The 14,443-nt window shown below is 72.8% G+C and carries 13 protein-coding genes and 1 pseudogene; 4 read left to right on the plus strand and 10 right to left on the minus strand.

Annotated elements, in window-relative coordinates; translation table 11 throughout:
- Positions 1–11 precede the first annotated feature (11 nt).
- Both AB0G56_RS18315 and AB0G56_RS18320 read left to right on the plus strand, forming a co-directional pair.
- Positions 12–1,742, plus strand: a complete 1,731-nt coding sequence (locus AB0G56_RS18315; protein WP_360970278.1) for a cation acetate symporter — start codon at positions 12–14, stop codon at positions 1,740–1,742.
- On the plus strand, positions 1,739–2,950 hold the full coding sequence (locus AB0G56_RS18320; protein ID WP_360970280.1) for a histidine kinase: 1,212 nt from the start codon (positions 1,739–1,741) through the stop codon (positions 2,948–2,950). Before AB0G56_RS18315 ends, AB0G56_RS18320 begins: the two co-directional genes overlap by 4 nt.
- 21 nt (positions 2,951–2,971) lie before the next feature.
- Here AB0G56_RS18320 and AB0G56_RS18325 read toward each other — a convergent pair whose 3' ends face one another.
- From AB0G56_RS18325 to AB0G56_RS18345, 5 genes are all read right to left on the minus strand, one after another.
- Positions 2,972–3,142: a hypothetical protein gene (locus AB0G56_RS18325; protein ID WP_360970282.1), complete on the minus strand. Its 171-nt coding sequence runs from the start codon at positions 3,140–3,142 to the stop codon at positions 2,972–2,974.
- A 99-nt stretch (positions 3,143–3,241) separates the two neighbouring features.
- Positions 3,242–4,195: a cytochrome c oxidase assembly protein gene (locus tag AB0G56_RS18330; RefSeq protein WP_360970284.1), complete on the minus strand. Its 954-nt coding sequence runs from the start codon at positions 4,193–4,195 to the stop codon at positions 3,242–3,244.
- Between the two features lie 148 nt (positions 4,196–4,343).
- Positions 4,344–5,369, minus strand: coding sequence for a 6-phosphofructokinase (locus tag AB0G56_RS18335; protein WP_360970286.1), 1,026 nt, complete (start codon positions 5,367–5,369; stop codon positions 4,344–4,346).
- Between the two features lie 292 nt (positions 5,370–5,661).
- Entirely contained in the window at positions 5,662–6,390 is a 729-nt protein-coding gene (locus AB0G56_RS18340; RefSeq protein WP_360970287.1) for a glutamine amidotransferase, read from the minus strand.
- Positions 6,391–6,410: 20 nt separating this feature from the next.
- On the minus strand, positions 6,411–7,649 hold the full coding sequence (locus AB0G56_RS18345) for a MurT ligase domain-containing protein (protein WP_360970289.1): 1,239 nt from the start codon (positions 7,647–7,649) through the stop codon (positions 6,411–6,413).
- A gap of 158 nt (positions 7,650–7,807) precedes the next feature.
- On the opposite strand from AB0G56_RS18345, the gene def reads away from it, so the two are divergent.
- Positions 7,808–8,386, plus strand: a complete 579-nt coding sequence (gene def, locus AB0G56_RS18350; RefSeq protein ID WP_360970291.1) for a peptide deformylase — start codon at positions 7,808–7,810, stop codon at positions 8,384–8,386.
- Here the strand turns inward: def and AB0G56_RS18355 are convergent.
- Positions 8,383–9,027 (minus strand): TetR family transcriptional regulator, encoded by a 645-nt coding sequence (locus AB0G56_RS18355; RefSeq protein ID WP_360970292.1) that lies wholly within the window; start codon positions 9,025–9,027, stop codon positions 8,383–8,385. The genes def and AB0G56_RS18355 overlap by 4 nt on opposite strands.
- Before the next feature lie 181 nt (positions 9,028–9,208).
- On the opposite strand from AB0G56_RS18355, the gene AB0G56_RS18360 reads away from it, so the two are divergent.
- On the plus strand, positions 9,209–10,432 hold the full coding sequence (locus AB0G56_RS18360; RefSeq protein WP_360970294.1) for an acyl-CoA dehydrogenase family protein: 1,224 nt from the start codon (positions 9,209–9,211) through the stop codon (positions 10,430–10,432).
- 241 nt (positions 10,433–10,673) lie between these two features.
- Here AB0G56_RS18360 and AB0G56_RS18365 read toward each other — a convergent pair whose 3' ends face one another.
- The 4 genes and pseudogenes from AB0G56_RS18365 to AB0G56_RS18380 form a co-directional block, all read right to left on the minus strand.
- Entirely contained in the window at positions 10,674–11,264 is a 591-nt protein-coding gene (locus AB0G56_RS18365) for a cupin domain-containing protein (protein ID WP_360970296.1), read from the minus strand.
- 6 nt (positions 11,265–11,270) lie between these two features.
- The gene (locus AB0G56_RS18370) at positions 11,271–12,503 is read right to left on the minus strand and encodes a cytochrome P450 (protein ID WP_360970298.1); all 1,233 of its coding nucleotides are present in this window, start codon (positions 12,501–12,503) and stop codon (positions 11,271–11,273) included.
- Positions 12,500–13,567, minus strand: a pseudogene (locus AB0G56_RS18375) (type III polyketide synthase); the annotation flags it as partial. The pseudogene AB0G56_RS18375 and the gene AB0G56_RS18370, both read right to left, overlap by 4 nt.
- Positions 13,568–14,178: 611 nt before the next feature.
- The gene (locus tag AB0G56_RS18380; protein WP_360970300.1) at positions 14,179–14,418 is read right to left on the minus strand and encodes a DUF6213 family protein; all 240 of its coding nucleotides are present in this window, start codon (positions 14,416–14,418) and stop codon (positions 14,179–14,181) included.
- Positions 14,419–14,443: the final 25 nt, after the last annotated feature.

A 14,443-nucleotide genomic window follows, 5' to 3' on the forward strand; every position in this document is an offset into this window, starting at 1 on the left:
GCCGCACCCCCGTGAACTCCGCCTACACCGTCCCCGCCGTCGCCCTCGTCGTCGTGGCCACCGTCCTCGTCGGCGCCTTCGGCCTGCGCATGTCCCGGACCACCTCCGACTTCTACGTCGCCTCCCGCACCGTCGGCCCCCGCCTGAACGCCGCCGCCATCAGCGGCGAGTACCTCTCCGCCGCCTCCTTCCTCGGCATCGCCGGGCTCGTCCTCGTCCAGGGCCCCGACATGCTGTGGTACCCGGTCGGCTACACCGCCGGCTACCTCGTCCTGCTCCTGTTCGTCGCCGCCCCGCTGCGCCGCTCCGGCGCCTACACGCTGCCCGACTTCGCCGAGGCCCGGCTCGCCTCCCAGGGCGTGCGGCGACTGGCGGGCGCCTTCGTCGTCGGCGTCGGCTGGCTGTACCTGCTGCCCCAGCTCCAGGGCGCGGGACTGACGCTCGCCGTCCTCACCGCGGCGCCCGACGCCCTCGGCGCGCTCGTCGTGGCCGCCGTCGTGGTGGTCACCGTCGCCGCGGGCGGCATGCGCAGCATCACCTTCGTCCAGGCCTTCCAGTACTGGCTGAAACTGACCGCCCTGCTCGTCCCCGCGCTCTTCCTGCTCCTCGCCTGGCAGGGCGACGGCGCACCCCGCCACGCCTTCGACGAACCCGCCGCCTTCCGCGAGCGGCGCACAGTCCGCGTCGACGCCACCCTCGACCTGCGGCTGGAACGACCGCTCACCGTCACCGTCCACGGCACCGTCGACGACCGCCCCCACCATGGCGAGAGCGTGACCCTGCCCGCCGGAACCCACCACGTCGCCCACAGCACCCGCCTCACCTTCGCCCGGGGGGCCCGGGTGCCCGCCGCCGACCGGGCCGGCACCGGCGCCCTGTCCACCACGCTCGCCGCGAGCCGCGAGGAACGCCCGCTGTACGCCACGTACGGACTCATCCTCGCCACCTTCCTCGGCACCATGGGCCTGCCGCACGTCGTCGTCCGCTTCTACACCAGCCCGCACGGCGTCGCCGCCCGCCGCACCACGGTGGCCGTGCTCGGCCTGATCGGCGCCTTCTACCTGCTGCCCCCGCTCTACGGCGCCCTGGGCCGCCTCTACGCCCCCGAGCTGGCAGTCACCGGCAACGCGGACGCCGCCGTGCTGCTGCTGCCCGACCGCATGATCGGCGGCCTCGGCGGCGACCTGCTCGGCGCGCTGGTCGCGGGCGGTGCCTTCGCCGCGTTCCTGTCCACCGCCTCCGGACTGACCATGGCCGTGGCCGGGGTGCTCACCCAGGACGTGCTGCCCTCACGGGGCCCGCTGCCCGCCCGCGGCGTACGGCACTTCCGGCTCGGCACGGTGCTCGCGATGGCCGTGCCGCTGGCCGCGAGCGTCCTGGCCGGCGGGCTGCCCGTGGCCGACGCCGTCGGCCTCGCCTTCGCCGTGTCGGCCTCCTCCTTCTGCCCGCTGCTCGTCCTCGGCATCTGGTGGCGGCGGCTCACCCCGCCCGGTGCGGCGGCCGGGATGGTGGCCGGCGGCGGGGCCGCGCTCGTCGCCGTCGCCGCCACCATGGCCGGCTTCCCGGACACCGGCCCGCTGCACGCGCTGCTGGCCTGGCCCGCCCTGTGGTCGGTGCCGCTGGGCTTCCTCACCATGGTGCTGGTGTCCCTGGCCACCCCGGGCCGGATACCGGCCGGTACGGCGGCCGTGCTGGCCCGCTTCCACCTGCCCGAGCAACCGGACGCGGAGGCGAAGACATGAGCGGCTTCCTCGCCGGGCTGTGCGTCGCCGTCCTGCCGCTGCTGGCCGCCGGGTTCTGGCTGGGCCGGCGCACCGCCCGCCCGCGGCACCTCGGCGGGCTCGGCACACCCGTCGAGCACGCCACCTTCCAGACCCTGCACACCGCCTCCCTCGCGGCACCCCCGCTGCGGGCCGGCCTCACCGAGGAGACCGCCCGCAAGGCGGCCCGCCGGCTGCGCTCACTGCTCGGCACCGACGCGCTCTGCCTCACCGACGACACGCGGGTGCTGACCTGGGACGGAACCGGCGCCCATCACCGCGACGAGATCATGGACCGCCTCACCGGCGCCCTGGACACCGGCCGCGGCGAGGCGTTCCCGCTCGCCTGCCGGACACAGAACTGCCCGGTGCGCTGGGCGGTCGTCGCCCCGCTCACCGTCGACGACCGGGTGCACGGCGCCCTCGTCGCCTGCGCGCCGCGCGAGTCCGCAGTCCTGGTGCGCGCCGCGGCCGAGGTCGCCCGCTTCGTGTCCGTCCAGCTCGAACTGGCCGACCTCGACCGCTCCCGCACCCGGATCGTCGAGGCCGAGATCAAGGCCCTGCGCGCCCAGATCTCCCCGCACTTCGTCTTCAACTCGCTCGCGGTGATCGCCTCGTTCGTCCGCACCGACCCCGAGCGCGCCCGCGAGCTGCTGCTGGAGTTCGCCGACTTCACCCGCTACTCGTTCCGCCGGCACGGCGACTTCACCACGCTCGCCGACGAACTCCACGCCATCGAGCACTACCTCGCGCTGGTACGGGCCCGCTTCGGCGACCGCCTCGCCGTCACCCTGCAGATCGCACCCGAGGTGCTGCCGGTCGCCCTGCCCTTCCTGTGCCTGCAGCCGCTCGTGGAGAACGCCGTCAAGCACGGCCTGGAGGGCAAGGCCGGCACCTGCCGCATCCGCATCACCGCGCAGGACGCGGGCGCCGGGGCCGTGGTCGTCATCGAGGACGACGGCGCCGGCATGGACCCCGGCCTGCTGCGCCGCATCCTCGCCGGGGAGGACAGCCCCTCCGGCGGCATCGGACTGTCCAACGTCGACGACCGGCTGCGCCAGGTCTACGGCGACGACCACGGCCTGGTCGTCGAGACCGCGCCGGGCGCGGGCATGAAGGTCATCGTCCGGCTGCCCAAGTACCGGCCGGGCGTGCACTCGGGGCGGCTAGGGAGCCTGACCGGGGAGTGAGCGGCGGGGCGGGGGACGGGCTCAGGTGCCGTGGGAGGCGATCATGCCCAGAGTGGCCAGGCCCAGCACGACCCAGCCGAACCACAGCCAGCCGTTGCCGCCGAGCGCCACCGTGTACGCCGTCACCGCGACCAGGGCGCCGACGGTGAGCACCCCCATCGCTCTCGTGGAACCGTCCGTCGAGCCGGGCATCGGCACCCTCCTCCAGGTCCGTCCTGCCTCCATGGTGCCCCGGTTCCGCCGTCAGGGAGGCGGTGGTGCGCGCAAAGGCCGGACGCGACGGGGGAGCGGTCAGTTGCTGCGTGCGTCGAGCGAGGCCAGATAGGCGTTGTAGGCGGCCAGCTCCTTGTCGCCGTCGCGCTCGGCGGCCCGGTCCTTGCGCTTGGCCTGCCGCTGCTCGGAGCGGTACCACTGGAACAGCAGCGCGAGGAGCACCAGCACCGAAGGCACCTCGCTGAACGCCCAGGCGATGCCGCCCGCCGCGGTCTGGTCGGAGAGGGCGTCGATGCCGAGCGAGGCGGGCGGGTTGCGGAAGGTGTCCACCATGGGGGTCGACCCCATCATCAGCGCGATGCCGAAGAAGGCGTGGAACGGCATCCCGGCGAACAGCTCCAGCATCCGCATCAGGTAGCCCGGCCGGTGCGGTCCCGGGTCGATGCCCATGATCGGCCAGAAGAAGGCCACTCCCACGGCGAGGAAGTGCACCATCATCGCGATGTGCCCCGCCCTGGACCCCATCAGGAAGTCGAAGATCGGCGTGAAGTACAGCGCGTACAGGCTGGCGACGAACAGCGGGATGGTGAACGCGGGATGCGTGATCACCCGGACGTAGCGGCTGTGCAGGAGGGCCAGCAGCAGCTCGCGCGGCCCCTTGCGGCCCCGGACCGCCGCCACCGGCAGTGCCCGCAGCGCCAGCGTGATCGGCGCGCCCAGCAGGATCAGGATGGGCGAGAGCATGCTGATGACCATGTGCTGGACCATGTGCACGCTGAACATGACCATGCCGTAGTCGTTCAGCTTGGTGCACATCACGAGCGCCACGGTCAGCACCCCGACGACGTACGCGATCGTGCGGCCCACCGGCCAGGAGTCACCGCGCCGCCGCAGCCGCACCACACCCCAGCCGTAGAGGCCGAGACCGAGCAGGCAGGCGGCGAGGAAGAACGGGTCCGCGGACCATTCGAGGCCGCGTCCCAGCGTGAACGGCGGCAGATCCATGGTCATGCCGTGCCCGCTGTGATCCATCCGCCGGCTCCTGATTCGTGGGGGTGTGCGCTGTCCGACCACAGCTGTGGGTGTCCGTGGCCGTCTGTCCCCAGCTGTCTGTCCGCACCCAGACTAGAGCCGCCCCCGGTCGCGCTCGCGACCGGGGGCGGCTCGGGCCGGACGTGTTCTACAGCACGCACTCCGCCTCGGCGTACCGGTCGGCGGGCACCGTCTTCAGCGTCTCCACGGCCTCGGCCAGCGACACCATCACGATGTCCGTGCCGCGCAGCGCCGTCATCCGGCCGAACTCGCCGCGGTGCACGGCCTCCACTGCGTGCCAGCCGAACCGCGTGGCCAGCACCCGGTCGTACGCCGTCGGGGTGCCGCCGCGCTGGACGTGTCCGAGGATGACCGGCCGGGCCTCCTTGCCCAGGCGCTGCTCCAGCTCCACCGAGAGCTGCCGGGCGATGCCGGCGAACCGCTCGTGGCCGTAGATGTCCTTGCCGCCCTCGTCGAAGTCCATCGTGGCGGGCAGCGGCTTGGCGCCCTCGGCGGCGACCACGATCGCGAACCGCTTGCCCGCCTCGAACCGCTCGCCGACCTTCTTCGTCAGCTCCTCGATGTCGAAGGGCCGTTCGGGGACGACCACGGCGTGGGCGCCGGCCGCCATCCCGGACTGCAGTGCGATCCAGCCGGTGTGGCGGCCCATGACCTCCACGATCAGCACCCGCTGGTGGGACTCGGCGGTGGTCTTCAGCCGGTCCAGGGCCTCGGTGGCGACGGTCACGGCGGTGTCGAAACCGAAGGTGACGTCGGTGACCGCGATGTCGTTGTCGATGGTCTTGGGCACACCGACGATGGGCAGGCCGTTGTCGGACAGCAGCCGGGCCGCCTTCAGGGTGCCCTCGCCGCCGATCGGGATGATGGCGTCGAGCCCCAGCTCCTCGACGTGGCCCCGGGCCCGCTCCACCCCGTCCCGCAGGTGCTCGGGCCGGACCCGGGAGGAGCCGAGGATGGTGCCGCCACGGGCCAGGATGCCGCCCACGGCGTCGAGGTCGAGCTTGAGGTAGTCGCACTCCAGGAGGCCCTTCCAGCCGTCCCGGAAGCCGATGACCTCGTCGCCGTGGTCGGCGACGGCGCGGTGCACGACGGACCGGATGACGGCGTTCAGGCCGGGGCAGTCGCCGCCGGACGTGAGGACACCAATGCGCATAGCCCGAACAACCTTCTCCACGTGGGCCGGGACCGGACCGCGCTGTCCGGCTCGATCCCGGCCACCCTACCGGCGACAGGGGGTGGTGCCGTACGGGCCGTCCGGCTGGTGGACGCGGGTGCACAAGTGAGCGGATGCGTCGTCAGGCGGGCCCGGTGACGAGCCTGGCGGACCCGCCTTGCGGGGAGCTTGCGACGGGCTGGAGCGCGGAGGGCGTACGGCCGATGACAGCCGGACGCGGCCGGGGCGTCCCCGGCCGCGTCCGGACGGCCGCGCACGACCGTGGGTGCGCTCAGGCGGGCTGCTCGGCCGCCGCGATCCGCTCGGTGCGCAGGGCCTCGTACCAGCGGTCGTCGATGGGCGGCAGCGCGTTCACGTCGAGCGCCAGCTTCAGCAGCAGGTCCGCGATCTGCGGGTTGCGGGCGAGGACCGGCCCGTGCATGTAGGTGCCGAAGACGGTGTCGTTGTACGCGCCCTCCGTGCCGTCGCCCGTGCCGTTGCCCCGGCCCACGCGGACCTGGGCGAGCGGGCGGGCGGCCGGGCCGATGTGGGTGACGCCCTGGTGGTTCTCGAAACCGGTCAGCGGCGGCAGCCCGAGACGCGGGTCGACGTCGCCGAGGACGTCGCCGACGCACCGCTCGCCCTCGCCTCGCACCGACACCACGTCGAGCAGGCCGAGGCCCGGCTCGCGCTGGCCGAGGTCGTTGACGAACTCGTGGCCGAGGATCTGGTAGCCGGCACAGACCGAGAAGACGATCGCGCCGTTCTGCACCGCCTGGTACAGGTGGCCGTCCCGGCGCAGCCGCTCCGCCGCGAGGCGCTGCGGGCGGTCCTCGCCGCCGCCGATCAGGTAGATGTCGCCCGAGGTCGGGATCGGCTGGTCGCTGCGCACGTCCAGGCGGGCCACGTCCAGGCCGCGCTGCCGGGCCCGGCGCTCCACGACGAGCGCGTTGCCCTGGTCGCCGTAGGTGCTCAGCAGGTCCGGGTAGATCCACACCAGCCGCAGTTGGTTGTCGCTCATGAAGTGGTCGTCCTCCGTGATCAGTTGCCGACGCGGCGGCGCAGGTCCTGGAACGCGGTGTAGTTGGCGATGACCTCGATCCGGCCGGGCGGGGCCTGCTGCACGGCCTGGTCGAGGTTCTCGCAGACCTGGAAGTGCTGGTTGGCCACCTCCAGGCGCACCGCGAGGTCCAGCTTGCGGTCGCCGATCACCAGCAGCGGGTGGCCCGTCAGCCGGGTGTAGTCGACGTCCCACAGCCAGGACGTGTCGGTGCCGTCGGCGCCGCGCGCGTTCACCGAGAGGATGACCGGGGTGGGCGGCGGGTCGATCAGGGAGAAGGTCTCCAGCCAGCCGGCCGGGTTCTTCGCCAGCAGCAGGCGCAGGTCACGGCCCTGGAACTGCACGACGTCGTAGCGTCCGGCGACCGCCTGCACCTGGTACATCCGCTCCAGGGCGACCTGCGGCGGCACACCGAAGACGGCGGCGACGGCCGCGGACGAGGCGGCGTTGGCCTTGTTGGCGCGGCCCGGCAGCTGGAGGTGGATCGGCCAGGCCGAACCGTGCGGGTCGAGGACGTGGTCGCCGGACAGGGCCCAGCTGGGCGTGGGCCGGCGGAAACCGCACTCGGCGCAGAACCAGTCGTCGCCCGGACGCTGCATCACACCGCCGCAGGACGGGCACGACCAGGCGTCGTCCTTCCACATCTGGCCGGCGGCCACCCAGATCACGTTGGGCGAGGACGACGCGGCCCACACCACCAGCGGGTCGTCGCAGTTGGCGACGACCACGGCCTTGGACCCGGCGAGCCCCTCGCGCCAGTTCTCCGCGAGCATCCGGGTCTCGGCGGCCCGGTCCAGCTGGTCGCGGGAGAGGTTGAGCAGCGCGATGCACTTGGGGTCGGTGTCCCTGGCCACGCCCGCGAGGTACTTCTCGTCGACCTCGATCACCGCGAACTTCGAGTCCGAGCCGCCCGCCAGCGCCGAGGTGATGCCCGCGGGCATGTTGGCGCCGAGCGCGTTGGAGACCACCGGTCCCGCGGCGCGCAGCGCCTCGGCGATGAGCCGAGTGGTGGTCGTCTTGCCGTTGGTCGCCGACACCAGGACGACGTCCAGGTTCTGGGCCAGCCGGGCCAGCAGGTCGGGGTCGAGTTTGAGCGCCACCCGGCCGCCGATCACCGAACCGCTGCCGCGCCCCGCGGCGCGCGATGCCGCCGCGACCGCCTTGCCCGCGGTCACGGCCAGCTTGGCCCGCGGCGTGAGCGGGTCCGAGTTGCCTGCCATCAGTTCTCGATCCTCCTTGCGTACGCGCCGCGCCTGAGCCATCCGGCAACGTGGTGTGGACCTCAGCCTATCGAGATCCGATCGTGCTCCCGAATCCCGGCACCCACGCGGCGCCCGCGCGCCGTTCGCGCGTGCAGGAGGACCGTACCCTTGCCGCCATGCGACACGGCTCGATCCCGGGCGCCCGCGGGCGCGTACGGCCCCTCACCCTGCTCGGCGACGAGGCGCTGCGGACGCCCTGCCGGGAGGTCACCGACTTCGGCCCCGAACTGGCCGCGCTCGTGGAGGACTTGTTCGCCACGATGTACGCCTCCCGGGGGGTGGGACTGGCCGCCAACCAGGTGGGCGAGGCGCTGCGGGTGTTCGTCTACGACTGCCCGGACGACGAGGACGTACGGCATCTGGGGCATGTCGTGAACCCACGGCTGGTGACGGCCGACGGTGTGGTATTGCGCGGCCCGGAGGGGTGTCTGTCACTGCCGGGACTGGAGGCGGGCACCGAGCGGCACGACCGCGCGGTCGTGGCGGGTCTCACAGTGACGGGGCGGCCGGTCACCGTCGAGGGGACGGGTTTCTTCGCCCGGTGCCTGCAGCACGAGTGCGACCACCTGGACGGCCGCCTGTACGTGGATCACCTCACGGGGTGGCGTCGGCGCAAGGTGTTCCGGCAGGCGGCCAGGGCGCCTTGGGGGCGGCGGGGGCGAGCCGGGGCGGGCGGGACTTTCGAAACGCCCTAGAAGCCCGGGCCGCCCGCCTTGTCGCCGGCCGCCGCGAGGCGGCCCCACAGGAGGTCGGCCAGGCTGCGCACCAGTTCCGCGCGGGAGCACGGGCGCTCGCCCAGCCACCAGTCGCCGGCCGCGTGCATCATGCCGACGATGCCGTGGCCCCAGACCCGGGCCAGTTGCTGGCCGCCCGGCCCGAGGTCGAGGCGCTCCTCGATCACCTGGGCCAGCTCTTCGCCCATGCGGCGCAGCAGCGGCGCGGAGTGCTTGCCGACGTCGAACCCCGCCTCGCCGCCCTGGCCGCCCTCCGCCGGGTGCATCAGGAACCGGTACACCTGCGGCCGGGCCTCTATGGCCGCGAGGTAGGTGTCCAGCGTGGCCTCGACCCGCCGGCGCCGCTCGGCGGGCGCGTCGAGCGCGGCCCGCAGCGAGTCGAGCAGGGCGTCGGTGTGCCGCTTGGCGAGGGCGGCGTACAGGCCGCCCTTGTCGCCGAAGTGGCGGTAGAGGATCGGTTTGGTGATGCCGGCCTCGGCTGCGATGGCGTTCATCGAGGCGTGCGGGCCGTCGCGCAGCACCACCCGGTCGGCGGCCTCCAGCAGCTCGCGCCGTCTGCGGTCGGCGGACCGCTGCTGATCGGTCCGCTGCGTGGTGTCCATGATCTCTCCCCACCCGTGCTGATTCGGTGACGCTTGCGCAAACTAACACTGACCGGGCCCCGTACCTCGAACGGGCTGCCGAGGGAACGTCGGGGGAACAGCGGGACTTGACTTCTCCTACCGGCGGGTAACACAGTACGGTTACCGCAAGTAACACCATATGTGCGCCGCTGGAGGGGACATGGCCGAGTTCACCATGGAGCTCAACGACGAACAGAAGGAGGTCCGGGACTGGCTGCACGGCTTCGCGGCCGACGTGATCCGCCCCGCGGCCGCCGAATGGGACGAGCGTGAGGAGACTCCCTGGCCGGTCATCCAGGAGGCCGCGAAGGTCGGCATCTACTCCCTCGACTTCTACGCCCAGCAGTACTTCGACGCCACCGGCCTCGGCATCCCCATGGCCATGGAGGAGCTGTTCTGGGGCGACGCGGGCATAGCCCTCTCCATCGTCGGCACCGGCCTGGCCGCCGTCGGCGTCCTCGCCAACGGCACCGAGGAGCAGATCGGCACCTGGATCCCCCAGATGTACGGCGACGCCACCGACGTCAAGGTCGCCGCCTTCTGCTCCTCCGAGCCCGACGCCGGCTCCGACGTGGCCTCGATGCGCACCCGCGCGGTCTACGACGAGGCCAAGGACGAGTGGGTCATCAACGGCACCAAGACCTGGGCAACGAACGGCGGCATCGCCAACGTCCACGTGGTCGTCGCCTCCGTCGATCCGGAGCTGGGTTCCAAGGGACACGCCTCCTTCATCATCCCGCCGGGCACCCCGGGCTGCTCCCAGGGCCAGAAGTTCAAGAAGCACGGCATCCGCGCCTCGCACACGGCCGAGGTCGTCCTCGACGACGTGCGCGTCCCCGGGTCCTGCCTGCTCGGCGGCAAGGAGAAGCTGGACGAGCGCCTCGCCCGCGCCCGCGAGCGCGCCAAGGCGGGCGAGCGGGTGAAGAACGCGGCGATGGCCACCTTCGAAGCATCGCGCCCCGCCGTCGGCGCCATGGCGGTCGGCACCGCCCGCGCCGCCTACGAGGTCGCCCTCGACTACGCGAAGACCCGCGAGCAGTTCGGCCGGCCGATCATCGACAACCAGGGCGTGGCCTTCCAGCTCGCCGACATGGCCACGTCCATCGACGCGGCACGCCTGCTGGTGTGGCGCGCGTCCTGGATGGCGATCAACGGCAAGCCGTTCACCGCCGCCGAGGGCTCGATGTCCAAGCTGTTCGCGAGCGAGACCGCGAAGAAGGTCACCGCCCAGGCGGTCCAGATCCTGGGCGGCAACGGCTACACCCGGGAGTACCCGGTGGAGCGGATGCACCGCGACGCAGCGATTTATACGATCTTCGAGGGCACCAGCGAGATCCAGCGGCTGGTCATCTCCCGGACGATCTCGGGCCTGCCGATCCGCTAGTGGACGCTGCCGGGGGCCGCCGCCACGCCCTTCGGTCCGCCTGCGGCCGCCGGGCTGCCTTGAGCCCGCAGACGTCACCGGCAGCCGGGGGGAATTCGTGGCGACGACCGCGCAGCAGCAGCTCGAGGACGCGGAGAACAAGCCCCTGACCGCCAAGGTGGCCAGGTTCGCCGAACGCTGAACCGCCCGCAGCACCCGTGCCCCGCCCGTCATGCGCGGGCGGGGCACTCGGTACCGGTGCTCAGCGGTGCCTGAGCGGCGTCAGCTGCTCGATGTCGTAGCGCCGTCTCAGCGCCTCGATCGCCGCGTGGTCCGGCGGCCCCCCGTTCCCGAGGATCTCCAGCAACTCCTCGAAGTACCGCTCGTGGTCCGGGGGCGGGGACGCCTGGAAGAACATCTTCGCCGGGCTGTCCGTGGGGTTGGCGAACGCGTGCGGGCAGCCCGGGGGCACCACGATGACCGTGCCCGGGGTGGCCCGCACCACCCGGTTGCCGGACCGGGACTCCCACCTCTGCCAGCGGTCGGGCGTCCGGACCCGCGGCTCGAACGCGAGGACGTCCAGTTCGCCCTCGAGCACGTAGAACAACTCCTCGCTGCGCGTGTGCACATGGGCGCCCACGTCGAAGCCGGGCGGCACCTCCACCTCGAAGGTGGAGGCCGTCCGCGAGTGCGAGCCGGTCACCTTGAACGTCACGCGCTGGGCGGCCGTCTCGACCACCCGGCCGTGGCCCGGCGGCACGAGCAGGCCGTCGCCCGCGGTGAGTCCGGGGTCCACGACGGCCGTGAGTCCGGCTTCCTCGATCGCGGGGAGCGGCGGCTCGATCGTCGTCATCGGCGCTCACCACACCACGGGCAGGGCCTCGGGCCCGCGGATCAACGCGCCCTTCCTGAACGGCACCTGGTCCGGCGCCACCGCGAGCCGCAGCCCCGGCAGCCGGTCGAGGAGGGCGTCCACCAGCAGTTCGGACTCCATCCTGGCCAACTGGCCGCCGGGGCAGTAGTGCGGGCCGAAACCGAACGCCACGTGCGGGTTGGGGCTGCGCGAGAAGTCGATGCTCTCCGGGTCGGAGAAGACCTCCGGGTCCCGGTTGGCGGCCAGGTAGGACACGTAGATCGCGTCCCCCGCCCGGATCCGCACCCCCTTGATCTCCACGTCCTCCAGGGCGATCCGCGACAGTCCGACGGCGTTGCGGTGCGGGATGTAGCGCAGCAGCTCGTCGATGGCCTGCGGGCGGATCGACGCGTCGGCGCGCAGCCGGTCCGCCAGCTCGGGACGGGTCAGCAGCAGGTAGAACATCTGCCCGCTGTTGTTGGTGACCGCCTCGCCGCCGATCTGCAGGAGCACCGCGAGTCCCACGGCCTCGTCCACGGTGATCTCCCGACGCCCCACGGCGGCGCCCAGCAGGGAGGCGACGTCCTCGTCACCGCTGTCCACGCGCGCGTCGATCAGCTCCGTGAAGTACGCGCCCATCTCCTCCTTGGCCTGCTCGCTGACGTCGGCGCCGTGCGTGGAGGACAGGATCAGCTGGGTCCAGGTGTGCATGCCGTGCCGGTCGGCCGCCGGGACGCCCATCAGTTCGCAGATCACCGCGATCGGGAAGGGGCTCAGCACCGCGCTGGTGAGATCGGCGGGCGGGCCGGCCGCGAGGAGCTCGTCGACCAGACCGTCCAGCATCCGCCGCGCGCTCTCCCGCACCCGCTCCACCCCCCGCGCCGTGAACGCGGGGGCGACCGAACGGCGCAGCCGGTTGTGGTCGGGCGGGTCCAGGAAGCCGACCGCGCCGCGGGACGGGATGAAGTGCGGGGCCAGCCGCGTGACCTGCCGGTCCATCACGGCCTCCCGGCTGAACCGGGCGTCGTTGGCGACCAGCCGCACGTCGTCCATGCGCGTCACCAGCCACGCCCAGCCCTCGCCGTTGGGCAGCTCGATGCGCGCGACCGGCCCCTCCTCCATCAGGTCGGCCAGCACCGGGTCGAAGTCGACGCCGATCAGGTCGAGCGCCGGCCAGTGCCGCACCGGGCACGGGTCCGCGAGGGCCCCGCCGGGTTCGGTGAGCGTCTCCTCCGTCATGCCCCCTCCCCGGTCTGCCACTTGCCCAGGGACATCTCCGCGGTGATGCCGGGCCCGAACCCGGCGAGCAGCCCGCGCGCGCCGTCCTCCACGCCGCCCTCGTCGCACAGCCGGCGCAGCGCGTCCAGGACGACGGCGCTCGCGATGTTGCCGTACTCGGTGAGCGTGGAGCGGCTGAACCGGAACGCGTGCGGGTCGACCTCCAGGAACTTGCTGAGGTCGTCGAGGATGCGCGGACCGCCCGCGTGGATGACGTAGAAGTCGAGGTCGGAGGCGTCCCAGCCGTGCAGTCCCGCCAGGTCCTGGAGCGCCGGGGCGAGCGGCTCCATGGTGGCGGGCACCCGCTTGTCCAGCAGGAAGTGGAAGCCGGTCTCCCGGACTGCGTACGCGATCCAGTCCTCGGTCTTGGGGATCAGGTACGAGCCGTTGCGCTCCAGGCGGACGCCGGTGCCGCCGGTGCCGCGGACCACGGCGGCCGCGATGCCGTCGCCGAACAGGCCGTTGGACAGGAGCGAGCCGACGCCGAGGTCGGTGGGCTGGTAGCACAGCGAGCAGAACTCGCAGGCCACGATGAGCGCGTTGGCCTCCGGGTAGGCCGTGCAGAAGTCGTGCGCACGGTTGATCGCCGCGCCGCCCGCCGCACAGCCCAGCTGGGCTATGGGTATCTGACGGGTGGTCGAGTCGAAGGCCATCTCGTTGATCAGCCACGCCGTGAGCGAGGGCATCATGAAGCCCGTGCACGAGACGTAGATGATCACGTCGATGTCGGTGGTGAGGAGTTCCGCGTCGTCGAGCGCCCGCTGGATGACTGCGGGGACCCGGGCCTTGGCCTCGTGCTCGTAGAGCTTGTTGCGCTCCTCGAAGCCCGGGTGCTTCAGGGTCTCCTCGATGGGCTGCACGATGTGCCGGGTTCGCACGCCGGTGTTCTCGATCAGCCGGAGGGCCAGCGCGAGTTGCGGGTGGTCCGCGTGCCGGGAGCGAGCGAGCTCCAGCGTTTCCTCCATGGTGATCACGTGCTCTGGGACGGACACCGAGGGCCTGCACAAAGTCGCCATGATCCGTGCCTGCTTTCGCCTTCCGGAGGGCCGGGAGCCCCCCGGTCAGAGGGTGGTGCACCCAGAAGGGTGGTCCACCCACGATCACCCGGGAGAGCGACGATCTCGCGCCGGACTACTCCAATCCGGGGACGGCGGGGCGGGGCCGCACGGCCCCGGCGGCCTCGCGGACACGGCTGCGGCGCCGGACACGGCGAGGGGAAAACCGCTGGTCACAGGCGTCGGCCGGCAGGCCCGGGCGGGACGCGGTGACCGCGCCCGCGCGTCGCTCGTCGACGGCACGATGATCGAGGACGCGCGCGCCGTGGGCGGACCGCGGCGGGCGGGACGGCGCGGCACGCGCCGGGGCGGGCGCGGCCGGGCGGTCGACTCGCACGGGGACGGCGGACGCGGCGTGGGCGGTGAGGGTGTGAGGCGAGGTGGGGCCACCCCTGGGGCCGCTGGTGCCGCTGGTGCGGCCTGCGGCGCGGCTCGGGCCGCCGCGGCAGCCGGGGGAGGGACGGCAACCGGGGGAGGGAAGGCAGGCGCGGGAGGCGCGGTGCGCGTGGCGGGTGACACGGTGCTCGGTCCCGCGCCGCGGATACGACGCCGTTCGCCTCGACGCCGTCGGTGCGGGGCGTTCAGCCCGACGCCGCCCCGCTGCTGTGCGCGATGCAGGCCACGTCGATCCGGTCGGCCAGCTTGGCCAGCTCGATGGTCAGGGCGGCGACCGTGTCCTCGTCGAGCCCCTCCTGCCCGGTCTCCACCAGCCGCAGCCACCGGCCGCCCAGCGTCCGCAGCAGCTTGCTCACATCGGCCGCGGCCACCTGCAAGGTACCGCGGTCGTCGACGATCAGAGGGAGTGTCACTTCGCGGTTCACGACAGCGATCGTAGCCGCGGAAGCC

The sequence above is a fragment of the Streptomyces sp. NPDC021356 genome, assembly GCF_040641015.1.
Lineage (GTDB): Bacteria > Actinomycetota > Actinomycetes > Streptomycetales > Streptomycetaceae > Streptomyces.